This window comes from Legionella sp. PC997, assembly GCF_014109825.1.
In the GTDB taxonomy this organism is placed as follows: Bacteria; Pseudomonadota; Gammaproteobacteria; order Legionellales; family Legionellaceae; genus Legionella.
In genome coordinates this window covers 238,102-261,693 of sequence record NZ_CP059576.1, presented here as the reverse complement: position 1 = coordinate 261,693, position 23,592 = coordinate 238,102, and the positions used below count along the sequence as shown (strand labels likewise).

The window sequence follows — 23,592 nt, the reverse complement described above, 5'->3', positions numbered from 1 at the left end:
AATTGCTATTTTTGGAATGTCATATTTAATAATCGTAAACTGACAGATCAAAAATTAACGATCAATTTCACCAAATACTATATCCTGACTCGCTAAAATCGCCACACCATCAGCGATCATATGTCCTCTAGTCATTGCATCATAGCTCGACAAGTGAGCAAATCCAGGAGCACGAATCTTTAATCTGTAGGGTTTATTCGCCCCATCAGATACCATATAAATACCAAACTCACCTTTAGGAGCCTCAACGGCACTATATACTTCCCCACGGGGTAAACAAAAACCTTCAGTAAACAATTTGAAATGATGGATTAATGCCTCCATATCTTCTTTCATTTCTACGCGGCGTGGTGGTGTGATTTTGTGATCATCAATACGCACTGGTCCAGGATTTGCTCTGAGCCACTCGATACATTGTCTAATAATTCGATTTGATTGCCTTAGTTCTTCAACACGGACTAAATAACGATCATAACAATCTCCAGTTTTACCAACTGGGATATCGAAATCCACGCGATCATAGGCTGCATAGCTCTGTTTTTTTCGCAAGTCCCACGCGACACCAGAGCCGCGAAGCATTGGACCTGTAAAACCCCATTGCAACGCTTCTTCAGGGGAAACAACACCAATATCTACTGTTCGTTGTTTCCAAATTCTATTGTCAGTTAATAAGGTTTCATATTCATCAACACAACGGGGGAACCGCTCGGTAAAGGACCAGAGGAAGTCAAGTAGACTGCCGCTGCGCTCCTCATTGAGCTTATCCACTTCTCGTTCGTTATGCCATCTTGACGCTTTATACTTAGGCATAGAGTCGGGCAAGTCTCGTGCAACACCCCCAGGTCGATAATAGGTAGCGTGCATTCGAGCCCCAGATACTGCCTCATAACAATCAAATAAATCTTCACGTTCTCTGAAACAATATAAAAATACGGTCATCGCACCGATATCCAGTGCGATAGCACCTAACCACAGCAAATGATTTAGAATACGCGTTACTTCATCAAACATCGTACGGATATATTGAGCTCGAATTGGTGCATCGATATCTAAAAGTTTCTCAATGGCACGTACATAAGCATGTTCGTTACACATCATAGACACGTAGTCTAGTCTATCCATATAACCAATGCTTTGAATGTAAGGTTTTGTTTCTGCTAATTTTTCTGTGGCTCTATGCAGTAATCCTATGTGTGGATCTGCGCGAACAATGGTTTCACCTTCAAGCTCAAGAACTAAACGTAATACTCCATGAGCTGCAGGATGTTGTGGACCAAAGTTTAAAGTATAATTCTTTAATTCAATCATTCTTCGCCCCTTTTATCATCAATATACCGGTTATCATTCCGAATAACCTTGGGCACTAAAATTCTGGGTTCAATATCCACTGGAGCGTATATGACCTTTTCTAATTTTGCGTCATAACGCATTTCAACATGACCACTGAGAGGAAAATCTTTACGGAATGGATGCCCGATAAATCCATAATCTGTCAAAATACGTCTTAAGTCCGGATGGCCTTCAAATAAAATACCATATAAATCATAAGCCTCGCGCTCAAACCAATTCGCGCCTTTCCACAAATGATGCACAGAAGGAACAATTAGATGAGCCTCATCAAGAAATACCTTCACACGTAATCGATGATTCAATTTTGTTGAGAGTAAATGATAAACTACAGCAAAACGGGGTTTGCTTAGAGCATAAACTTTGGCTTCTTGACGTTCTACACCGCGAGAAAATCCACTTTCAGTTGCTGAATCTGTTTCCCAATCATACTCACCGTAAAGCAAATAATCCACAGCGCAAAGGTCGATCAGCTGATCAAAACAAAAGGCTTCCAGATCACGTAGTTCCAACATAATTGCTTTTAAATTTGCTGAGTCACACTCAATAGTTACTTCATTATAAGCAAGACTAATTTCATTAAATTGGCTCGCCAATTCGCTTTTGAGTTGTTCAACCAAATAATCATTTTTTGTTGTCATCTGTTTGCACCTTTGATGATCTTAAGCTTCTAAGATTTTTTTATGCCTGATTTTGTTCTGCAATTGAATAATGCCATACAGCAGTGCTTCAGCAGTTGGAGGACAACCTGGTACATATACATCTACTGGGACAATGCGATCACATCCACGAACTACGGAGTAAGAGTAATGATAATACCCACCGCCGTTCGCACAAGAGCCCATGGAGATAACCCAACGAGGTTCAGGCATTTGATCATAAACTTTACGCAAAGCAGGAGCCATTTTATTACACAGGGTCCCTGCAACAATCATCACGTCTGATTGACGTGGACTTGGACGAAAAATAATTCCGAACCGATCCAAATCATAACGTGCAGCACCCACGTGCATCATTTCAACAGCACAACATGCCAATCCAAAAGTCATAGGCCACATAGAACCACTACGTGCCCATCCGAGAAGTTTCTCGACTGAAGTCGTTACAAAGCCACTTTTTTGCAATTCTGCAACCGCCATAGCTAGCCTCTAAGCAGTTAAATATTAATAAAAAAAGTATCACCTCTGTTTGCTTCTTCTTAGGAAGTAACAATCAGAAGTGACTTATTGCACACCTTAAATTATTCCCACTCTAGTGCGCCTCGTTTCCATTCATAAATAAAACCAATAACTAATAATCCTAAAAACAACATCATTCCTGCAAAACCAAACCAGCCAATTTTGCGTAAAGCTAAAGCCCATGGAAAGAAAAACGCAGTTTCCAAATCAAAAATAATAAATAATATGGCTACAAGATAAAAGCGAACATCAAATGGAATATGAGAACTCTCGAATGCACCAAATCCACACTCATAGGGAGAATTCTTAGAGCTATCAGGGTTGTGCTTTGACAAAAGGGAACCAGCCCCTATCATTGCTACGCCCAATGCCAATCCGATAATTATAAAAATAAGAACAGGTAAATATTGAGATAGCATTTTTTCACCTTGCACGGATTAAAATGGTGCCGAAGGCCGGACTCGAACCGGCACGGCTTTCGCCACCGCCCCCTCAAGACGGCGTGTCTACCAATTCCACCACTTCGGCATATTCTTTAATAATTATTTACTTCTCTAATCCCTCTGAGTACTTAAGTACAAAGAGAAGATTCTTATTTATTTCTTCTTATTGTTATCAACCGGTACAGGAATTGAACTCGCAGGTACACTAGTCTGAGGAATTATTTGCTGATCTGCTTTTTGATATTGGACAGACACCAAATAAGATAACAATAAGCTGGTGATAAAAAAGGTTATTGCCAAACCACCAGTTAATTTAAATAAAAATCCGCCTGTCCCTTGGCTACCAAATAAAGTATTCGAAGCGCCTGATCCAAAAGCTGCACCAATATCGGCGCCTTTACCATGTTGGATGAGAACTAAGCCTATTAAGACTACAGCAACGATTACATGAATCATTAATATCAATTGATACATTTCACAATTTCCACAAACTGTTTCGCGTTCAACGATGCGCCTCCTACCAAGCCACCATCTACATCTGGCATGGCAAATAATGCTCTGGCATTGTTTTCATTCACACTTCCCCCATATAAAAGGGGTAAACGTCCAGCATCGCTATAATTTATCTCTGCAACCAGCTTTCTAATAAACTGATGTACTTCCTGTGCTTGTTCGGGTGAAGCAGTTTTTCCTGTGCCTATTGCCCAAACCGGTTCGTAAGCTACAACACAATCACGAAAACAATTTTTGTCTTGCTCACTTACTGCAAGTAATTGTTTAGCAATGACTTGCTCTGTTTGCCCTTTTTCACGTTCAACTAGCGTTTCACCGACGCAAAGAACCGGTATCATATCATGTTCTTTTACATGGTGGAATTTTTGCGCTACAAAATTTTCATCTTCATGAAAACAATGTCTTCGCTCAGAGTGTCCCACCAATACATAGCGACAGTTAAAATCTTTTAACATAGGCGCTGATATTTCTCCGGTATACGCTCCAAAGTCCTTTGGATATACATTCTGGGCACCTACTTTAATATTACATTCAGCAAGTATATCCCTAACTTGTGGAATATAAATTACTGGAGGTATGATTATAACTTGGACATCATTAATAGAATTCAGTGATTGTTTAAGTTCATTACTTAATTGAATCACTTGCTGCAGCTGACCATTCATTTTCCAGTTGCCCGCAACTATCTTGTGTCTCATTAGTACACCCCCTCGTTCCAATTGCGGACTATACCCAAACTCAATGCCGATGTGTAGTCTTATCGTGTATTTTTTATTAAAAGGTTCTTTAGCTCAAAAACCAGGAGGTTAAATTTATTACTAAGCGCCCAAACCCCTCTCAATTTGACTAATCTCCTCGCATAACTTTTGTGCATGCTGTTTTACAATACTCTCATCCATACCTTCCACCATAACACGTAATAAAGGTTCAGTGCCGGACGGTCTGAGTAATACTCTTCCCTCTCCTTTTAAACTCGTTTCTAAAGCTCGCACAATTTCAATTACTTGGGTATGTTCAGCAAGTAAGGTGGCATAATTAGTTTTTAAATTCATCAAGCTTTGTGGTAATAAATTTATTCCTTCAATTAATTGCTGTAAGGTTTTCCCTTGCTTTACCATAATGGACAAGACTTGCAATGCGGCAACAATCCCATCGCCTGTTGTAGTTTTATCCAGGCAAACAATATGTCCTGAGGTTTCACCACCAATCTTCCAATCTTTTTCTCGTAAAGCCTCTAAAACGTATCGATCTCCTACGCGTGTTCGAACAAAAGGGATACCCAGACTTTTTATTGCGATTTCCAATCCATAATTGCTCATCTGCGTACCCACTACCCCGCCATTCAATACGCCGCGTTGATGCCTATCCTTCGCAATAATATAAAGAATTTGATCTCCATCAAGTAAACGACCATCTGAATCGATTAAGATCACACGATCTCCATCACCATCTAGACCAATACCAATGTCTGCACCCGTACTAATAACTTTTTGCCTTAATAATTCAGGAGCTGTAGAGCCACAATCCTCGTTAATATTAAAGCCATCAGGGCGATTACCGATAGCGATAACTTGAGCGCCCAACTCAACAAATACATTGGGAGCAATGTGGTAGGTTGCACCGTTAGCGCAATCAACAACTATTTTTAAACCGGTTAATCGTGTTAATGAAGGAATTGTTGATTTACAAAATTCTATATAACGCCCACTTGCATCATCAATTCGTGCCGCCTTCCCCAAATTTTGCGACGGGACGGTTTGCATTTTCTTTTCCAGTTCCGCTTCAATTGCTAATTCAACGCTGTCGGGTAATTTACCCCCTTCTGAAGAAAAAAACTTAATTCCATTATCTTCAAATAAATTGTGCGATGCACTAATCACGATACCGGCATTGGCTCTCAGTGTTTGAGTCAAATAAGCAATGGCTGGAGTAGGCATTGGACCTAACAAAGCGACATCAACACCAGCTGCGGATAACCCCGCCTCCAAAGCTGATTCCAGCATATAGCCTGAAACTCGTGTGTCTTTTCCAATCACTACTTTTTTGCGATGCCCATTAGCCAATACTCGGCCAACAGCCCAACCCAACTTCAAAACGAATTCTGGATTAATATTTGACAGACCCACATGCCCTCTGATGCCATCAGTACCAAAATATTTACGTTGACTCATCCTTAACCACCTCTATTAAGAAATTTTAGCTCGCGTGAGCTGATCTCCATCGGCCTGACTAATCATGGTAGTCATCTGCAGCGCCTGGTTTGTTTCATCTACATCGTGCGTTCTAATGATCCCCACGCCTTTCAGTGCTGCATAAACCGCTGCCGCTATACTTCCTATCAAACGCTCACCCACCTCTTTAGCCAGTACCGTCCCTATAGTACTTTTACGTGAGACCCCTAAAAGCAAAGGCCTCCCCAATGATGCAAAGCTATCAAGATTTTTTACCAAGAGCAAATTATCTTGTACTTGTTTTCCAAATCCAAAGCCCGGATCCAAAATTAAATTACTTCTTTTTATGCCTGCCTTATCACATGCATTAATACGTTCCATAAAAAAACGGGTTACTTCATTAAGCACACCGTCTGCATAATATGGATTACGTTGCATATTGTGTGGTTCACCTTGCATATGCATTAAGCATACCGGAACTGCCAGCTGTGCCGCCATCTCCAGAGTCCCTTTTGTGCGTAGAGCATAAATATCATTAATAAGGTTAGCACCTGCATTGATAGCAGCTTCCATAACCTCTGGTTTATTTGTATCAATCGAAATACATACATCTGAATTTGTACGAATTTGTTTAATGACAGGTATGACTCGATTTAATTCGACATCGAGCGGTACATGGTGCGCTCCGGGTCGGGTTGATTGCCCTCCAATATCGATTAAATCAGCACCTTTACTTACTAAGTAATCTGCGTGTTCGCAAGCCTTATCTAGGGATAAAAATTCGCCACCATCAGAAAATGAATCTGGAGTGACATTTAATATTCCCATAATTAAAGGTTTTTGGATTGATTTACCTAAAGAAGGTTGGCTTTGTAGTTCAAGCCAACCTGAAAATTGCGTTGGATTCACCTGCTTTTCTCACTAATATTTCAGTGCTCTTCAGCAGGGTTTACGCTAACCTCATGCTCGGTTGGTTTTTCTGATGAGTTATTATTCACTTCAGAGTCCAGTGGTTTTGACGAATTCCAATCTTCCGGTGGTGTAGGTTCTTTACCCGACATAATTTCTTGGATTTGATTGAAATCAATCGTTTCGTATTTAATTAAATTTTTTGCCATTAAATGCAGTTTATCCATATTGGTGACAAGAATTTCTTTAGCTCGTTTATAGTTTCGGTCAATAATCGTACGGACTTCATCATCAATTTGCTGCGCTGTCCTGTCTGACATTTCTTTATGTTTATTCATCGATCGCCCTAGGAATACTTCCTCTTCTTCTTCACCAAAAGTAAGAGGGCCCAAAGATGAAAGTCCCCAGCTTGTAACCATTTTACGGGCTATTTCAGTAGAACGCATGATGTCATTCGAGGCACCAGTAGTCACGCTTTCAGGACCAAAAATGAGTTCCTCGGCGATACGGCCACCAAACAAACTACATAATTGGCTTTCTAAACGGCGTTTACTATGACTATAGCGATCTTGCTCTGGTAAAAACATAGTCACCCCAAGAGCACGACCCCGTGGGATAATAGAAACTTTGTATACCGGATCATGTTCGGGTACAGATAAACCAACAATTGCGTGACCCGCCTCATGATAAGCAGTTAGTTTTTTCTCGTTATCATCCATAACCATGGAACGTCGTTCCGCTCCCATCATAATTTTGTCTTTTGCTTTGTCTAATTCCACCATGTTGACCTTGCGTTTATTTGCACGTGCAGCAAATAAAGCAGCTTCGTTCACCAGATTCGCGAGATCTGCTCCCGAAAACCCCGGAGTTCCTCGAGCAATTGCCATAATGTCCACATTGCTATCTACGGGAACTTTTTGCAAATGTACTCTTAAAATTTGTTCACGACCTCGAATGTCAGGTAATGGAACTACCACCTGGCGATCAAAACGACCTGGGCGCAATAATGCAGGATCTAGAACATCTGGGCGGTTCGTTGCTGCAACAACAATTACTCCTTCACTCCCTTCAAAACCATCCATTTCCACAAGCAATTGGTTCAGTGTTTGTTCGCGCTCGTCATGACCGCCTCCAAGACCCGCGCCTCTATGACGACCTACTGCATCAATTTCATCGATAAAAATAATACAAGGAGCATGTTTTTTCGCTTGTTCAAACATATCGCGGACACGAGATGCACCCACCCCGACAAACATTTCAACAAAATCCGAACCCGAAATGGTGAAAAATGGAACTTTCGCTTCACCAGCAACAGCTCGAGCCAAAAGGGTTTTACCTGTTCCGGGAGAGCCCACTAATAATACACCGCGAGGTATGCGTCCCCCAAGATTTTGGAATTTGGTAGGATCACGAAGAAAATCCACTAATTCTTTAACCTCTTCTTTAGCTTCATCTACTCCTGCAACATCAGCAAAAGTCACTTTTACTTGATCTTCACCAAGCAAGCGTGCACGTGATCGGCCAAACGACATGGCACCTCGACCACCTCCTCCTTGCATTTGGCGCATAAAAAATATCCAAACCCCGATTAAAAGCAGCATTGGGAACCAATTGATAAATAAATGGAGAAGGAAACTTTCTTGTTGTTTCTCTTGGCCGCTTACGTCGACTTTACTTTTTAGCAACTCGCCTAATAAAGCATTATCTTGCATAGGCATGTACGTTACAAAACGCTTATTATTTTTAGTCATTCCTTTGATGATTTTATCATCCTCAATGGTGACTGAATTAACCATACCTTGATCGACTTCTTTCAAAAATTGGCTGTAAGAAAGCTTCTCAGCAACCGTGTTTCGAGGGCCGAAATTACTGAAAACTGAAACAAGCACGATCGCTATAATCAGCCATAAAAATAAATTCTTAACCATGTCGTTCAAAGTATTAACCTCGTTAGTGACGTACAGCTTTTATATTATGATCGGATTCTTAAATCATAAAGTTACTATAAATTGTATCCCTTTGCCAGCAAATAGGTTTCTTTTGAGCGAGAACGAGAAGCGGAAGGCTTTCGAATCACGACTTTCTCAAAAGAAGCTCTTGCTTGTTTTACTAAATCATCAAAACCAGCGCCATGAAAGATTTTAATTAGCATGGAACCACCTGGTTTTAGCATTTTTTCTGCAAAATCAAAAGCCAATTCTACCAAATACATTGCACGTGGAATATCAATTGCAGTTGTACCACTCATATTTGGGGCCATATCTGATAATAACAAGTCAACACTGTGTTCAGGGATTAAATCTTTTAACTTCTGCAGTACTTCATCTTCCCTAAAATCCCCAAGAATGAAATCCACATCTGGCAATGCATCCATAGGCAAAATGTCAAGGGCAACTATACGCCCGCGACCTTGCAACCGTTCAGTGACATACTGTGTCCATCCACCAGGAGCTGCTCCTAGATCAACTACCGTCATCCCTGGTTTGAGCAAAGACTCTTTGTCGTCTACTTCTTTTAACTTGTATATAGCGCGACTACGATAACCCTCTGCTTGTGCTTTCTTTACATAAACATCATCAAAGTGCTCTTGTAACCACCGCTTACTGCTTTTAGTACGCTTCATAAATTTATATAGAGTATCAATTTGAGCTATGATACTGAATTTCACTACCTTTTCCCAGCAAAACGTGCAATAATTTACCATTTTATCATTCAGTCTCCAAATAGCTACGTTATTGGAGTGTATTTAAGGAACATTACAAGTGGATACTGCACTCAAAAAATCACTTAAAGCCCAAGCACATCATTTAAAACCTGTCGTGCTTCTTGGTGCGAAAGGATTAACTGAAGCCGTTATTGCCGAAACAGATATTGCATTGCTTTCGCATGAACTCATAAAAGTGAAAATTAATGGGGCAGAAAGGGAGGACAGAATTATGATGGCAGATGAGTTATGCCAACAACTACAAGCCGAACTCGTACAAATGATTGGTAATACATTAATTATGTATCGTAAAAATGAAGAGAAACATAAGTGACAGAACTACGAGTATTGTATACACTAGACTTAACAGTTCAGCAAAAACATATACTCTTTCTTAAGCCATCCCTATATTTAAGGGGCTGAGCAAATAAGGGTAATTACATTATCGTATGGCCTATGATATTAAAATACATACCAAATGCTCTAACTTTATTGCGTCTCATAATAATCGCACCTTTTCTATTTTTTTTATATCGTCATGAATATGTAATCGCTTTTTATTTATTCATATTTGCGGGATTAAGTGATGGCTTGGATGGCTTTTTAGCTCGTAGTTTTAACTGGCAAAGCTTTTTTGGATCTTTTGTGGATCCACTTGCGGATAAATTATTAATTGCTTCCAGCTTCATCTCTTTAGCATTAATTGGTTTATTGCCTTGGTGGCTTGTCGTTTTAGTGTTCCTCAGGGATTTAACAATTTCTTTGGGGGTAGTTGCTTGGTATCAATTTGTTCGCCGCAAGTTGGATTTTCAACCCACTTTGCTCAGTAAAATTAATACTGCATTACAACTCATTCTGGTTACTTCCTGTTTATTTGAATTAGCCTATTTTGAATTTCCTTCTTATTTGATCACTGTTCTAATCATTTTGACGACGTTTACAACAGCGGTTACTTATATTGATTATATATGGACCTGGGGCAAAAAAGCGTATCCCAAAAAAGAACCATCATAATGAATAAGCAGTTGGCGTTAGCAATAAAATTAAACGATGAGGCTACCCTTGTTGATTTCAATTGGGGAAGTAATGAACTGTTGCACCAGCAATTACATCACATGCTCACTCATAAAGAAGATCGGTTACTTTATCTTTGGGGTGATTCAGGTAGCGGTAAAACCCATTTATTACAAGGATGTTGTCAAGCAATTGATGCTCAATCTGCAATCTATCTTCCTTTGACTTTTCTTAAAGAATGGGGACCGCAAGCTATAGAGGGAGTTGAAGATCAAGAGTTAATCTGTATTGATGACATAGATGTTATAGCCAAAGATCCTGAATGGGAAGAAGCGTTATTTCATTTATACAATAAAATCAAAGACATGGAACAAAGCATTCTAATTATTTCTGGAAATCAATCTCCCGCTACAATTCCGATTCAACTTGCTGATTTACGTTCAAGATTAAGTTGGGGCTTGGTAATTCAACTAATCGAATTAAGTGACGAAGATAAAATTCATACTTTGAAACTTCATGCGCTTAAAAGAGGGTTCGATTTACCAGAAAGTGTGGGTCAATTCCTTTTAAATAGATGTTCCCGAAATATGCATGACCTACATAATTTGCTTAACCGCTTAGACGATGCATCTCTTGCTGCACAGCGAAAAATAACCATTCCTTTTGTGAAAGATATTCTCAATATTTAACTTTAAGATCGAGAGATAAATATTATCTATACCGATTACCTTACATAAAACAACAAGACGGGTCTACTTCTTCCGGCTTGCACGTAATGTTCATGAGTACATCGCAAGGTCGCTGAGGCTTAAGAAAAGAATAATAATTACCACTTGCTCGTATATCGATTGAAATTCGCTCATGAACACATTCATCAATTAACAGTGTTTTATCCAACTCAATGCGCTGTTCAGCTTGAGTTAATTTTTTCACTAATCGAGAAGCACCTATTACTTTTAGTTGTAGATTTTCTAATTTATGAATTTCTTTATCAATTAGATGCTTATCACATAATTTCTGGATATTCTCTTCGTTTAGACCAAACCAGCTGCTTACTAATTTGTCTAGTCCAGGACGCTCAACATACCAGTAAATGCTAAATGCAGCGAAACCGACGAGAGCACTAAACAGGATCACAGGCCAAAAAGCTGATGTTAATGGGTTTATAAGAAGACCAGACATGAAAAGAGCTACTGATTGACCAGCGAAGAACCCTCCGCCAAAGAACAGGATTCCAGACACACCGGAAATAAGCGACTTAACCCTATTCATATTCTCACTTGTGAGGGCCAACTCAAATTGCTTACTTGCTTCAGTGAGCAACGTAAAGCGTTTTTGCAGCATGGAAATAATGCATTCCAATTGTTTTAAATCTTCTTGTGACAAATCTGAAAGAGAATATTCATTTACTTTTTTTCTAATGGATTTAATTATTTTTAATTGCAACAAATATGCATCTAATAACTTATAAGTATCACTCAGTTTAACTCCCAAAGCCTTCGAGACTTTTACTAAGTCAAATCCACAAAAAACAATCACTGAAAGAAAGGAGAATACAAATCCAGCAGCAAGAATCATTGAGGAAGATAGATTGAAAATATTTAGCATGGTCACAATGCTATCGAATCCCTGACATGCTGCAACCAAAATACCCGCCATAGTGAGCAAGATAAATTTTATCTTGTCTATTGGAGTATTAGGTTTCTCTTCTTGGAGTAAATTGGCGTCAACACCTTTCATAGAAAGGAATAAATCCTGCAATAAAGACGTTCGTAATAGTACAAGAATAAACTCGATTTTTTGCTGTTGTTCTTTTGATTTCCTAGAGTATTTTGGTTCTTTATTCAACCAAAATATTAAGGTCTGGAGATCAACCGATGTAGTAATAGAACTAAGCTCACGTGAATGGACTTGAGCCTCTGATAAATAGTTCTTTATTAATTTTTGAGAATGCAGATTGATTGGGATACTCATTTTTCTTAACTGCTTTCAATTAACTCCATCATTCACTGCATAGTACAATAGAAATCCTCGAAATGAACATAGTTTATCCAAGCTATCTTAAAAAATGCCTTAATAACAAAACAACTGACTAACATCCATGACTACATAAATTATTTTTTTGATCAAATTATCTACATGACGTATAATTAATTTGCGAACATTTCGTAAGGAAGCGATCATGAAAAAAATTATTATCGCAGTATTAGTGTTTGTACCTACACTTTTTTTAAGCGGTTGCTATGTTACTGCTAATCCAAATAATGGCTACTATTCAAGCTATTCCCCGGGCTACTCCTATTATTCAGGCTATTATCCTAGTCGTTATTATTACCCAGGCCGTTACTATTATTCTGGCTTAGGCTTAGGGTTAGGTAGTTTAGGCTTGGGCTATTGGGGTGGACGTGGCTTTTATAGGGGATGGAGTGGTGGTGGCTGGCATGGAGCCCGTTTGTATGGTGGCGGATGGCACAAAGCAGGCTGGGGTGGTTGGCATCGTGGCCGCGGTCATTGGAGATAAACTCATTGAGTCAATCTAAATTCCACACGAATTTAGGTTGACTCATCTTCAATATGATAAACATACCCTTATTAGCATATTTAATTAAGAGGATCCGAATGCTGTTCAAATCTAGAAATCATAAAACATTTAGATACCGAGTATTCTGCTTCTTTTGCCTCTTGCTGTAAGTCTGTTTTCTTCCCTGAAATATAACGACTTAAACGTGGTGACAATAACCACATTAGTAAAGCAATAATTAAGGTGACAATACCAATACAAGCAAACACATGAGTATAAATCATTAATGAACCTACTCCAGGTTTAATTTGCTCAGGAAGTGCTGTGTAAGATGCGACTGAAGCACCAATAAATCCGGCAATTGCGGAGGTTAAAAACCACATTCCCATCACAAATCCAGCAATCTGGGGAGGTACCAATTCTGCAACCATAGCCACTCCTAGTGCAGATACTAATAATTCGCCCACACTTTGAAATAAATAACTCATGATTAACCACCAGGAAGAAACCATACCTTGGTCTGTGTAAAAATAACGTGCAAAAAAGAGCATTAAAAAACTAATTCCACACATCGTCATTCCTAAAGAGAATTTATAAGGGATAGAAAACTCTATGCCTCTTCTATGAAGAACGTCATAAAAATAGGCCAAAACCGGGCTCATTAATACGATCCAAATCGGGTTTAACGCTTGGAAACTTTGTGCATCAATCGTAATTCCCAAAAAAACAGGGACTACATTATGGACCGCAAACAAATTCAACGAGGTAGGCATTTGTTGGTACAGAGTAAAGAAAATGATGGCTTCCAACATCAAAGCCAAAGCAACCAACATACGCATCTTGATAATTTTGCTTTCCTTGCGAATCATGAATAAGTAATAAGCGATTACCGTAATGGTAATCAACCAAAACAAATTTTTTGTTAGCATTACATGCTGCAATAAATAAGCAGATCCTTCAGTGAGACAGACTATTCCAACCAATATCAGTAACCACTGGAAAAACGAAATGTTCCGTTTGTCCGCATCAGTATTTATATGAGCCACAAATTGATGTTGAAGCCAATAATTTGCCAAGCCAATTAATAAACCGATCGCGCTCATCATATACGCATAAGAATAACCATAGCGGCTAGAAATTGCTGGTCCTGCAAATAATGCAATCATGCTTCCCAAATTGATTGCCATATAATACAAGGTAAAGCCACCATGCAAACGCGGATCATTTGCCTCATAGCATTTAGCAAGCAAATTTGATGGATTTGCTTTAAACAAACCATTTCCAACACAAATTAACCCCAGGGCAAGAAATACATGTTCCTTATCAGTAAGCGCCAAAGAAAAATAACCTGCAGCCAAAACAATAAGGCCCAAAACAATGGTACGTTTGGTACCTAATACTCTATCCCCCAAATACCCACCAATAACCACCATCCCGTATACTAAAGCCGAATAGGCACCAAAGGTGTAATAGGAAACGGTATCGTTGTAACCCAAATAGCGAATAAAAAATAAAGTTAAAATCCCTTGAACAGTATAAAACCCAAACCGCTCCCATAATTCCAACATAAAAATCATGTGAAATGCACGGGGTTGCTCGCGAAGTATATTCACCATGAGTTTTTTTCCTTTTGGGGGTAAATTTTTAAGTTAAAGGAGTTTTAAGTTTTTTGCAATGAGGTTTAGACTAAAAAAGCAGAAGCTACGAAATCGAGGAATAACAGAAAAAAACTATTTATCAAGGTGCTTATCTTATCAGTGAAATGTACTTTCAATAGGTGGAGTTAATAAAGAATGAATTGGTTTTCCTTTTTCAACTCTATCTACTGAGCTTTTCAGAGGCTGAAATAATGGGATTGTACGGGATAATGATATATCCGAAGTGTCTTTAGTTATTTTTTGCGACGACACATTTATATCTTTTTTATTAGCCGAAAAACGCCCTAACATTAAATCGGTTGAATATTCTTTATTAGGCTTATCCGCCTGTGTTAGATCATCAGTACTTCCGCCAACTAAAGAACAAATTTTGTTAACAATCCATTTTCCCAATTGGATTAAAGGCACGATCAATCGTCCTGCAAGGTATGCAAGTGAAATGACGGATACTGCGGTTAATATCCCTAATCCTACTAATGGAAAATATAAAGATACAATTAAACCAATTAAACCTAAGGCAGACAAACTTAAACCAACTCCCTTGTCCATGACTTGCATAAATCCTGCGTTCTTTATTTTGTTATTCAAGTCCAATTCTTTTAACTTAAGTTTTATTAGCTCATCTTTTTCTGCCTTAAAACGTTCGTGTAGCATTGAAATTTGCTCACATAAAAAGATAAGCTCCTGTTCATCAATCTCTTCTCTTAATGCATTTCTCAGCGTAATTGCATCGGTCTGAATGGATTTTATTTCCTCTGTAGTATTGTCAATCAATTTTCTAATTGCTCTACGATCATTACCCAAACGGTAACGTTCATATATTGCCCTGCCTAATAAAAATACGCTTAAAAGAAATGAGATTGATGTTGTGGTTAGAGCAATCGCTATTGCTACAGCAGGAACTGTTATGGAAGTGATCGTCAGTGCTAACAATATTGAAGAAAAAAGCCATTTGGAATTATTGCTCCGATCCGCAGGAATTTTTTCGCCTAATAAGTAACAGGTAAGATATATAAACGGGATAAGAAGAAAATCCAATGCAGCAAATATAATTGCTCCGATACCTAATCCTTGCTTCAGCGATTCAGTAGGCGCAATATTATTAAACGTTCTTATAGAAGAACTTATCTGCATTATTGCCTTGCCTGTACTCCCGGTAGTTTTGATGATTTGTGATGCGAGTAATACCTTCTTTAAGACTTTTTCAGGATTTTTCTTAAAGAATAAGAGCTCAATTTCACTGTCGATGGGGCGTTGTATTTCTTCAAGGACTTCAGCTGCCTCGAGTAGAGTATCAGAAATCTCAAATTCTCTCACCTTGCTCACCAATTACCCACTTTGTTCAGAAACACATAATATACTATTCGCCAAAATTTTGGTAATTTTTTTTCCAATATACGCTAGAGCTTGCTAATCCAGTATAAACTCAACTATATTTCCTCATAGAGACTAAATAAATGCGATAAAAAAAATCATTATGTCTAAAAAAGCCCTTTATTTGGCAGGTGGTGGTGCTCGAGGCGCTTATCAAGCTGGTGTCTTAAAAGCAATTGGCCACATATTACAAGTTAAAACATTACCCTTTGAAATGGTCAGCGGCGTAAGCGTGGGGAGTATGAACGCAGCAGTGCTTGCGGAAAATGCCGATGACTTTCCCACAGCACTTGATAAACTCGAGACGATTTGGAGTGAAATTCATTGCCAGCAAGTTTATAAAGCGAGTAATTTTGCATTAAGTAAATCCGTTATGCGTAACATGAGCACTATGATGATCAAGCAACGGCAAGCGGCACATTTACTTGATACCACGCCTCTGAGAGAAATGATAACGGATGGCCTTGATTTCAATAAAATTGCGCAAAATATAAGTGGTGGCTATCTCGATACTCTAGAAATTATCAGCAATTGTTATGAAACTCGCCAGACTATTTCGTTTTACGAACATAATAATCCTGAATTTATGGATTGGAATTACCCGCGCCACGGCAGCAAGCGTGTTAGCGTCCAGGCAGAACATATTTTAGCATCCAGTGCCTTACCTCTATTTTTTCCAACCGTGTTACTTGACGGTTTTCATTATGGTGACGGCAGCGTGGGTCTGGCTGCACCACTTCGAGGATCTATTCGTTTTGAAGTCGATAAAATTCTAATTTTAGGAACCCGGGCTCTGCCTACATTTGTTGAACAGGAAACGTTACGTAATCATGATGACATTCCTTTTTCGCATATTTTTGGTAACATGCTAAATGCGCTCTTTTTGGACAATCTCGACCGGGATATTGAAATGGTCAACCGAATGAATGAAATAGCGATGTTGCTCTCAATGTGGAAAAAGCGCCGCTCTCCATGGCGCCCCATCACTACCTTGCATTTACGTCCAAGTAAAGATTTAGCACCTTTAGCGCAAATCCATTTTAAAGCGCTTCCCACTTTGCTCCGCTATCTCCTCAATATTCTAGGTGAGAAAAAACATTCTGGCGATCTTTTAAGTTTTGTGCTTTTTGAACGAGACTACACACGGGAATTGCTTGAGCTTGGTTTTCAAGACACCATCAATAATGCCAAGGAAGTTACGGCTTTTTTTGAGTAATTGCGCCACTTACAATGTGAAGCCTCCGTGTAACCTGGGCTTCATTTTGATTTTCCCCCGGTGACATGGGTACGTAATAGGGAAAGTACTTCTTCTGTTTGAGGCATCACACCATGCCAAATAAAGAATGACTCAGCAGCTTGTTCCACCAACATGCCTAAACCATCGACTGCTTCGCAACCTAAGTCCTTAGCATATTGAACAAAAGCCGTAATCTCATTGTGTTTATAAGACAGATCATAACAAAATGGTTTTGCTGACATACATTGTGCAGGTAAGGCCACAAACTCCCCCGCCAAACTGGCAGAAGTAGCATTAATCACCAAATCAAATTGTCCTTCCAGCGCATTAAGACTCAAACATTTGATTTGCGGGAAAGCACGTTGGAAATCTTCCGCTTTAGTTAAAGTACGATTGGCTATGATCAGCTCTGCAGGATGATGCTCCAGGAGAGGATAAACTATTCCACGAGCGGCTCCTCCAGCTCCTAATATCAATACCCTTTTGCTTTCCACTGAGATATAGCGATGCAAATCACGAATAATTCCCACACCATCCGTATTGTCTGCATGTAATTGATTTGCTTCCATCCATAACGTATTTGCAGCTCCAGCTTGGGCACAACGTGAACTACAGTGTAATGCCATCGCAAAAGCTCTTTGTTTGAAGGGTAAAGTAATATTAAGACCCTTGCCACCGAGAGTAAAAAAATCAGATACTTGTTGCTCGAAAGATGATTCATCCACCTTAATTTTTTCATAAGTCAATTGCACATTCACCTGTTGAGCAAAATACTGATGAATTATCGGGGATAAACTATGCGCAATTGGATTCCCCATAACTGCAAAACGATGAGACATTTCCGCTCCTACTCTGTTTAATTTTTACCTATTATCCGTAAAAAGCTATCGATAAACGTGCACCTGTCAAATTATCAAGGAGCTAGTCATAATTCCAATAAAATTGTTCAAAATTTAATTTTTCTTGAAAAAAATGCATCTCTCTACAAATAATTAAAGTAACCGAGCTCGTTTGTCTCAAATATCTCAATCAGATTGCGTGACGAAAGAGCATAATAAAACTCAATTGAGTTAAGGAAAATTCAATGAGCGACTTTTCCGTAAATGAAAAAAATATTTTAAGAAACAGTCCTCTCTTAAGTTCTTTATCCGAGGAAAATTATCAAACATTTATGGAGATTTCATCAAGAACTACCTTTGGAAAAGGCAATATTTTGCTTAAAGAAGGCGAATTAAATGATAATTTTTTCATTATTATTTCGGGGACTGTTGGGCTTTATAAAAAAGAAAAGGAAAATTCTGCCCCTGAATTGATTGGAACCCTGAGCGCAGGAGAAACAATTGATGAAATGAGGGTGATTCAAAACCGCACCTGTGCTCTAACTGTCATAGCAATGGAGTCCACTGTGGTGTTACACCTGTCAATCAGCAAATTACATGCTTTGGAAAATCATGAGTGTCATGATGCAATTGTCGCCTCAGTCATTAAAATAATCAGCGACCGTTTGTTTCACAGTAATGAAACCATTCTCAATAAAATCCATGAAAAAAAGAAAAAGAACAAACAAATTTTTTGTATATTGTTTGGCGCACTTGTCCTGTGTATTTTTTTATCTGAAGTAGGATTAGGGCTGTATTACACGTTAAAACCTTCCAATTTATGCAATGATTTGAATTCTCTTCCCGCTGAAACCTCTAAAGTCGTACTCTAAAATGAGGTTAAACCATAACTGGGTTATGGCGTCGCCTAACCCAGGTTACCAAATTTCTTCTCTAATTCACCATTAAACTTTTAGAAACAACTTCTGCCAAATCACGTGATAATTCTAACTTAGCCAACTGTTCTAATTGATTTCGCATCAAAGTTTGTCTGGGGCTATCATAGCGCTTCCAACGCGTGAACGGATTAGCCAAGCGGGCTGCGATTTGCGGATTAATCTTATCTAGTGTCACCAGCATTTCCGCTAAAAAGGAATAACCGCTTCCATCTAATGCATGAAAATTGCGCGGATTTCCCATACAAAATGCGCCGAGCAAAGCGCGGACTTTATTTGGATTCTTGATACAGAATGCAGGGTGTTTTAATAAAACTTTTACATGAGTTAAAGTTTCCGGTAACTCACAAGTCGCTTGGATTGCAAACCACTTATCTAAAACCAAATCATTTTTGGACCATTGTTTATAAAAATCATCAATTGTTTGTTCGCGTACACCTTGATTCGTACAATTAACTAATAATGAAAAACTAGCCATTTGATCGGTCATAGTCCGTGCAGCCATAAATTGTTGTTGACACAGGTCTAGAGTTGAAACTTCCTTTGCTTTCATCATAAGCCATAGACAAACATTGCGTAATTTTCTCCGCCCGTATGCAGGACCATTCATACGGTGATCTTCAATATTCCATAACTGCCGATAAAGTGAATGAGCAGCTTCATACAAATACCAACCTAATTGCTGGTGAAAAAAATCACGTACACTTTCTACAGCACTCACATCCACATTCTCTAATCGTGTAGCAATATCCTCAAATCCTGGAGGTGTTAATAATTCTGCGCGAAGATCCGCATCAAGTGACTCATCAAGCAATACATGCTGCAAAGCTGAAATCAAATTAGATGGAATTTGCCATTTACTTGATGGTTTATTCAAACATTCCTTGATGCAATTCAGAATAAGATTTTGTGCTGCATCCCATTTAGCATAACCATCTACTTCGTGCCGCAATAAAAACAACAACTCGTCCTGACTTAAATCATAATTCATCTTAATCGGGGCAGAAAACTCACGTAATAAGGATATGACCGGTTTTTCATTTAAGTTTGTAAAAGTGAAACTCTGTTCCCTTTCCTTTAACTCTAATAGTTCTCGATCCAATGATATTTGGTGTCCATTAGAGTCAAATAAGGCAATTTTAATAGGAATATGAAACGGTTTCTTCTCATGGCATTCAGGAGTTGAAGGACAACTTTGTTTCATTTTTAAGATCAACTGACCTTGTGCATACTCACTAGTAACGGTTACTTCTGGAGTTCCTGCCTGGCTATACCATCGTTTAAATTGAGTTAAATCAATCTGATTACTGTCTTCCATAGCAGCAACAAAATCATCAATAGTAACCGCTTGACCATCATGACGTTTAAAATATAAATCCATACCCTTACGGAAACCTGCCTTACCAAGTAGTGTATGCTGCATACGGATAACTTCAGCACCTTTGTTATATACCGTAGCTGTATAAAAATTATTTATTTCCTGATAAGACTCGGGTCGTACCGGATGTGCCATGGCTCCGGCATCCTCGGGAAATTGCGCACTTCGCAATACCCTAACATCCATAATCCGATTTACGTCACGTGAGTTCATATCCCGAGAAAATTCCTGATCCCGAAACACAGTGAGTCCTTCTTTCAAACTTAACTGAAACCAATCACGACAGGTAACTCGATTACCAGTCCAATTATGAAAATATTCATGGGCAACCACGCCTTCAACATCTGCAAAATCTTGATCGGTTGCGGTTTCAGGACGAGCAAGAATGTACTTGGAGTTAAAAATATTTAATCCCTTGTTCTCCATGGCTCCCATATTGAAGTCGCTAACTGCTACGATCATAAAAATATCCAGATCGTATTCACGTCCATAAACTTCTTCATCCCAGCGCATGGATTTTTTTAAAGAGTCCATCGCATGGGCACATTTATCTTCATTTCCAGGTTCAACATAAATACGTAAATCAATAGTGCGACCAGAACTCGTAGTAAATTGATCCTGCACACAAGCCAAATCTCCTGCAACTAAAGCAAATAAATACGAGGGTTTTTTAAAGGGATCATTCCAAACTACCCAATGACGCCCCTCCGGAGTGCTACCTGATTCGATTAAATTTCCATTGGATAACAAGATGGGGTATTGTTTTTTATCTGCCGAAATGCGCGTTGTATAAGTAGCTAAAACATCGGGGCGATCTGGAAAATAGGTAATGCGTCGAAAGCCTTCTGCCTCGCACTGGGTACAAAATAAATGATTTGAGCGATAAAGGCCGGATAATTGGGTGTTATTTTGAGGATAAATCCGCGTGACAATATCTAATACCAGTTCATCGGGACAATTTTCTATAATTAGCTCATCCTCATGTAAGGTGTAAGCAGATGGCTCGAGTTTTTGGCCATTCAGATGCACGCTTACCAATTCCAACTCATCTCCATATAAATGCAAAGGACCTTGATGTTGACGGATTAATTTCAGTTCACTTTGTACCAAAGCATGATCATCATACAAGTCAAAATTTAAATTTACAGTTTCTACTGTAAAAAAAGGGGGCTGGTAGTTTTTTAAATAAACGGTAGTGTTAGGCATGATCATTACATCCTATGCAAATGCGATTAAGTTTATTGAGTTATATAACAATTTTCCTAGTTTAGCCTATAATGATTATAAAGGGGTAACTTCTTAGGTCAATCTTTATAAATAGAACGAAGTTAGCTGAAAATCCATTATTGCATTTACCAGTAAAATGCAATAAATGTAAAGAAACACAATATATCCTTATAGAAGGGTAAAAGGGGATGGCATATGAACACTCAAGACTTTTTAACTGGTTATACCAAACGCTTTGTAGATAACAAAGAAGAAGAGATGAGTTTGGAAGAATACCTAGAGTTGTGTAAAAATGACCCGTCTGCCTATGCCAATCCAGCGGAACGCTTATTAATGGCTATAGGTGAGCCAGAAATGATTGACACACGTCATGATCCTGTTTTATCAAGGATTTTTTCCAATAAAATCATCCCTCATTATACTGTATTTCAAGATTTTTACGGCATGGAAGAACCCATTGAACAAATTGTTGGTTTCCTTAAACATGCAGCTCAAGGACTGGAAGAAACCAAACAAGTTCTTTATCTCTTAGGACCTGTAGGTGGAGGTAAATCTTCTATCGCTGAAAAATTAAAAGATTTAATGGAAAAAACCCCCTTTTATGCCATTAAAGGTTCACCAGTATTTGAATCCCCTCTTTCTTTATTTAATCCAATAGAAGATGCTGAGTTACTCCAAGAACGGTTTGGAATTCCCCCCCGATACTTACGATATCTGATGTCACCCTGGGCAGTTAAACGATTACATGAATATAATGGAGACATCAGTAAATTTAGAGTGGTTAAGGTTAAACCATCCCGTTTAAAACAGATTGCCGTTGCCAAAACAGAGCCAGGCGATGAAAACAACCAGGATATCTCGTCCTTAGTGGGTAAAGTGGATATTCGTAAACTCGAGGAGTTTTCTCAGGATGATCCTGATGCATACAGTTATTCTGGTGGCTTATGCCGTGCAAACCGTGGTCTTTTGGAATTTGTTGAAATGTTCAAAGCACCCATCAAAGTGCTACATCCCTTGTTAACGGCCACTCAGGAAGGCAATTACAACGCAACTGAAGGATTATCTTCTATTCCATTTGAAGGAATTATCTTAGCGCACTCCAATGAGTCCGAATGGCAATCATTTAGAAATAACAAAAATAATGAAGCATTTATAGACCGTATTAATATAGTCAAAGTACCTTATTGCCTGCGTGTTTCTGAAGAAATTAAAATTTATCAAAAGCTTATTGATAATAGTTCGCTGACTCATGCACAATGTGCCCCTGGGACTTTGGACATGTTGGCGCAATTTTCAGTGTTAACACGTTTAAAAGAGCCTCAAAATTCAAGTATTTACTCAAAAATGCGCGTTTATAACGGCGAGAGTTTAAAGGACACCGACCCGAAAGCTAAATCATATCAGGAATACCGTGACTTCGCCGGTGTTGATGAAGGAATGAGTGGTGTGTCCACTCGCTTTGCTTTCAAAATCTTATCTAAAGTGTTCAATTTCGATCATAGTGAAGTAGCCGCGAATCCAGTACATTTAATGTATGTCTTGGAGCGTCAAATTGAACAAGAACAATTTCCGCAGGAAGTACAGGAATCTTACTTGGCCTTTATTAAAGAATATTTGGCACCTAAGTATGTTGAGTTTATTGGCAAGGAAATTCAAACTGCTTACTTGGAATCATATTCTGAATATGGCCAAAATATCTTTGACCGCTACATAACCTATGCAGATTTCTGGATCCAAGACCAAGATTATCGCGACCCAGATACCGGTGAAATTTTCGATCGCGCTTTATTAAACCAAGAACTGGAAAAAATTGAAAAACCCGCAGGGATATCCAATCCAAAAGATTTTCGTAATGAAGTGGTGAATTTTGTTTTACGCGCCCGTGCTAATAATCGTGGCAAAAACCCTGTGTGGAACAGTTATGAAAAATTAAGATCGGTGATTGAGAAAAAGATGTTCACCAATACGGAAGATTTGTTACCTGTTATTTCTTTCAATGCCAAAGCATCTGAAGATGATAAGAAAAAACATGAGGAGTTTATTTCTCGAATGATCGATAAAGGTTATACACGCAAACAAGTACGCTTGCTTTGCGAATGGTATTTGCGAGTACGTAAGTCACAATAATAATGGGTTCTCTCGCA

22 protein-coding genes and 1 tRNA gene are annotated in these 23,592 nt (G+C 38.8%); 7 read left to right on the top strand and 16 right to left on the bottom strand.

From position 1 onward, the window contains the following. Positions 1 to 54: 54 nt before the first annotated feature. The 11 genes from HBNCFIEN_RS01160 to rlmE all read right to left on the bottom strand — a co-directional run bounded on the left by HBNCFIEN_RS01160 (position 55) and on the right by rlmE (position 9,184). Entirely contained in the window at positions 55 to 1,308 is a 1,254-nt protein-coding gene (locus tag HBNCFIEN_RS01160) for an NADH-quinone oxidoreductase subunit D (protein ID WP_182392336.1), read from the bottom strand. Continuing rightward, complete coding sequence (locus HBNCFIEN_RS01155; RefSeq protein ID WP_182392335.1) at positions 1,305 to 1,988, bottom strand: NADH-quinone oxidoreductase subunit C; 684 nt, start codon at positions 1,986 to 1,988, stop codon at positions 1,305 to 1,307. Before HBNCFIEN_RS01155 ends, HBNCFIEN_RS01160 begins: the two co-directional genes overlap by 4 nt. Positions 1,989 to 2,009: 21 nt before the next feature. Continuing rightward, positions 2,010 to 2,486 carry an NADH-quinone oxidoreductase subunit B family protein gene (locus HBNCFIEN_RS01150; RefSeq protein ID WP_019232910.1) on the bottom strand — a complete coding sequence of 159 codons (477 nt, stop codon included), beginning with the start codon at positions 2,484 to 2,486 and terminating at the stop codon, positions 2,010 to 2,012. A 101-nt stretch (positions 2,487 to 2,587) separates the two neighbouring features. After that, positions 2,588 to 2,944, bottom strand: coding sequence for an NADH-quinone oxidoreductase subunit A (locus tag HBNCFIEN_RS01145; RefSeq protein WP_182392334.1), 357 nt, complete (start codon positions 2,942 to 2,944; stop codon positions 2,588 to 2,590). 24 nt (positions 2,945 to 2,968) lie between these two features. Beyond that, positions 2,969 to 3,053: transfer RNA gene (locus HBNCFIEN_RS01140), tRNA-Leu, on the bottom strand. A gap of 68 nt (positions 3,054 to 3,121) precedes the next feature. Next, the gene (gene secG, locus HBNCFIEN_RS01135) at positions 3,122 to 3,442 is read right to left on the bottom strand and encodes a preprotein translocase subunit SecG (RefSeq protein ID WP_182392333.1); all 321 of its coding nucleotides are present in this window, start codon (positions 3,440 to 3,442) and stop codon (positions 3,122 to 3,124) included. Then, positions 3,430 to 4,179 carry a triose-phosphate isomerase gene (tpiA, locus tag HBNCFIEN_RS01130; RefSeq protein ID WP_182392332.1) on the bottom strand — a complete coding sequence of 250 codons (750 nt, stop codon included), beginning with the start codon at positions 4,177 to 4,179 and terminating at the stop codon, positions 3,430 to 3,432. The genes secG and tpiA overlap by 13 nt, the downstream gene beginning before the upstream one ends. 120 nt (positions 4,180 to 4,299) lie before the next feature. Then, on the bottom strand, positions 4,300 to 5,652 hold the full coding sequence (gene glmM / locus HBNCFIEN_RS01125; RefSeq protein WP_182392331.1) for a phosphoglucosamine mutase: 1,353 nt from the start codon (positions 5,650 to 5,652) through the stop codon (positions 4,300 to 4,302). Positions 5,653 to 5,667: 15 nt separating this feature from the next. After that, positions 5,668 to 6,561 carry a dihydropteroate synthase gene (folP, locus tag HBNCFIEN_RS01120; RefSeq protein ID WP_182392330.1) on the bottom strand — a complete coding sequence of 298 codons (894 nt, stop codon included), beginning with the start codon at positions 6,559 to 6,561 and terminating at the stop codon, positions 5,668 to 5,670. Between the two features lie 20 nt (positions 6,562 to 6,581). Then, the gene (gene ftsH, locus HBNCFIEN_RS01115) at positions 6,582 to 8,489 is read right to left on the bottom strand and encodes an ATP-dependent zinc metalloprotease FtsH (RefSeq protein WP_182393576.1); all 1,908 of its coding nucleotides are present in this window, start codon (positions 8,487 to 8,489) and stop codon (positions 6,582 to 6,584) included. Positions 8,490 to 8,563: 74 nt separating this feature from the next. Beyond that, positions 8,564 to 9,184 (bottom strand): 23S rRNA (uridine(2552)-2'-O)-methyltransferase RlmE, encoded by a 621-nt coding sequence (rlmE, locus tag HBNCFIEN_RS01110; protein WP_182393575.1) that lies wholly within the window; start codon positions 9,182 to 9,184, stop codon positions 8,564 to 8,566. A gap of 139 nt (positions 9,185 to 9,323) precedes the next feature. On the opposite strand from rlmE, the gene yhbY reads away from it, so the two are divergent. The 3 genes from yhbY to hda all read left to right on the top strand — a co-directional run bounded on the left by yhbY (position 9,324) and on the right by hda (position 10,968). Beyond that, positions 9,324 to 9,599, top strand: coding sequence for a ribosome assembly RNA-binding protein YhbY (yhbY, locus tag HBNCFIEN_RS01105; protein WP_182392329.1), 276 nt, complete (start codon positions 9,324 to 9,326; stop codon positions 9,597 to 9,599). Positions 9,600 to 9,721: 122 nt separating this feature from the next. Continuing rightward, complete coding sequence (locus HBNCFIEN_RS01100) at positions 9,722 to 10,279, top strand: CDP-alcohol phosphatidyltransferase family protein (protein ID WP_182392328.1); 558 nt, start codon at positions 9,722 to 9,724, stop codon at positions 10,277 to 10,279. After that, positions 10,279 to 10,968, top strand: a complete 690-nt coding sequence (gene hda / locus HBNCFIEN_RS01095) for a DnaA regulatory inactivator Hda (RefSeq protein ID WP_182392327.1) — start codon at positions 10,279 to 10,281, stop codon at positions 10,966 to 10,968. The genes HBNCFIEN_RS01100 and hda overlap by 1 nt, the downstream gene beginning before the upstream one ends. 40 nt (positions 10,969 to 11,008) lie before the next feature. Here hda and HBNCFIEN_RS01090 read toward each other — a convergent pair whose 3' ends face one another. After that, on the bottom strand, positions 11,009 to 12,253 hold the full coding sequence (locus tag HBNCFIEN_RS01090; protein ID WP_182392326.1) for a hypothetical protein: 1,245 nt from the start codon (positions 12,251 to 12,253) through the stop codon (positions 11,009 to 11,011). A gap of 208 nt (positions 12,254 to 12,461) precedes the next feature. Between HBNCFIEN_RS01090 and HBNCFIEN_RS01085 the strand changes: the two genes are divergently transcribed. Continuing rightward, complete coding sequence (locus tag HBNCFIEN_RS01085) at positions 12,462 to 12,800, top strand: hypothetical protein (RefSeq protein WP_182392325.1); 339 nt, start codon at positions 12,462 to 12,464, stop codon at positions 12,798 to 12,800. Positions 12,801 to 12,880: 80 nt separating this feature from the next. On the opposite strand, the gene HBNCFIEN_RS01080 is transcribed toward HBNCFIEN_RS01085, so the two are convergent. Both HBNCFIEN_RS01080 and HBNCFIEN_RS01075 read right to left on the bottom strand, forming a co-directional pair. After that, positions 12,881 to 14,416, bottom strand: a complete 1,536-nt coding sequence (locus HBNCFIEN_RS01080; protein WP_182392324.1) for an oligopeptide:H+ symporter — start codon at positions 14,414 to 14,416, stop codon at positions 12,881 to 12,883. A 138-nt stretch (positions 14,417 to 14,554) separates the two neighbouring features. After that, positions 14,555 to 15,775 (bottom strand): hypothetical protein, encoded by a 1,221-nt coding sequence (locus HBNCFIEN_RS01075; RefSeq protein ID WP_182392323.1) that lies wholly within the window; start codon positions 15,773 to 15,775, stop codon positions 14,555 to 14,557. A gap of 160 nt (positions 15,776 to 15,935) precedes the next feature. Between HBNCFIEN_RS01075 and HBNCFIEN_RS01070 the strand changes: the two genes are divergently transcribed. After that, entirely contained in the window at positions 15,936 to 17,048 is a 1,113-nt protein-coding gene (locus HBNCFIEN_RS01070) for a patatin-like phospholipase family protein (RefSeq protein WP_182392322.1), read from the top strand. A gap of 41 nt (positions 17,049 to 17,089) precedes the next feature. Here HBNCFIEN_RS01070 and aroE read toward each other — a convergent pair whose 3' ends face one another. Then, complete coding sequence (gene aroE / locus HBNCFIEN_RS01065) at positions 17,090 to 17,908, bottom strand: shikimate dehydrogenase (RefSeq protein ID WP_182392321.1); 819 nt, start codon at positions 17,906 to 17,908, stop codon at positions 17,090 to 17,092. Between the two features lie 245 nt (positions 17,909 to 18,153). Between aroE and HBNCFIEN_RS01060 the strand changes: the two genes are divergently transcribed. Next, entirely contained in the window at positions 18,154 to 18,780 is a 627-nt protein-coding gene (locus tag HBNCFIEN_RS01060; protein WP_182392320.1) for a Crp/Fnr family transcriptional regulator, read from the top strand. A 61-nt stretch (positions 18,781 to 18,841) separates the two neighbouring features. Here HBNCFIEN_RS01060 and pepN read toward each other — a convergent pair whose 3' ends face one another. Continuing rightward, positions 18,842 to 21,427: an aminopeptidase N gene (gene pepN / locus HBNCFIEN_RS01055; RefSeq protein WP_182392319.1), complete on the bottom strand. Its 2,586-nt coding sequence runs from the start codon at positions 21,425 to 21,427 to the stop codon at positions 18,842 to 18,844. A gap of 216 nt (positions 21,428 to 21,643) precedes the next feature. Here pepN and HBNCFIEN_RS01050 point away from each other — a divergent pair, with 216 nt between their 5' ends. Further along, positions 21,644 to 23,575, top strand: coding sequence for a PrkA family serine protein kinase (locus tag HBNCFIEN_RS01050; protein ID WP_182392318.1), 1,932 nt, complete (start codon positions 21,644 to 21,646; stop codon positions 23,573 to 23,575). The last annotated feature ends 17 nt before the right edge of the window (positions 23,576 to 23,592 follow it).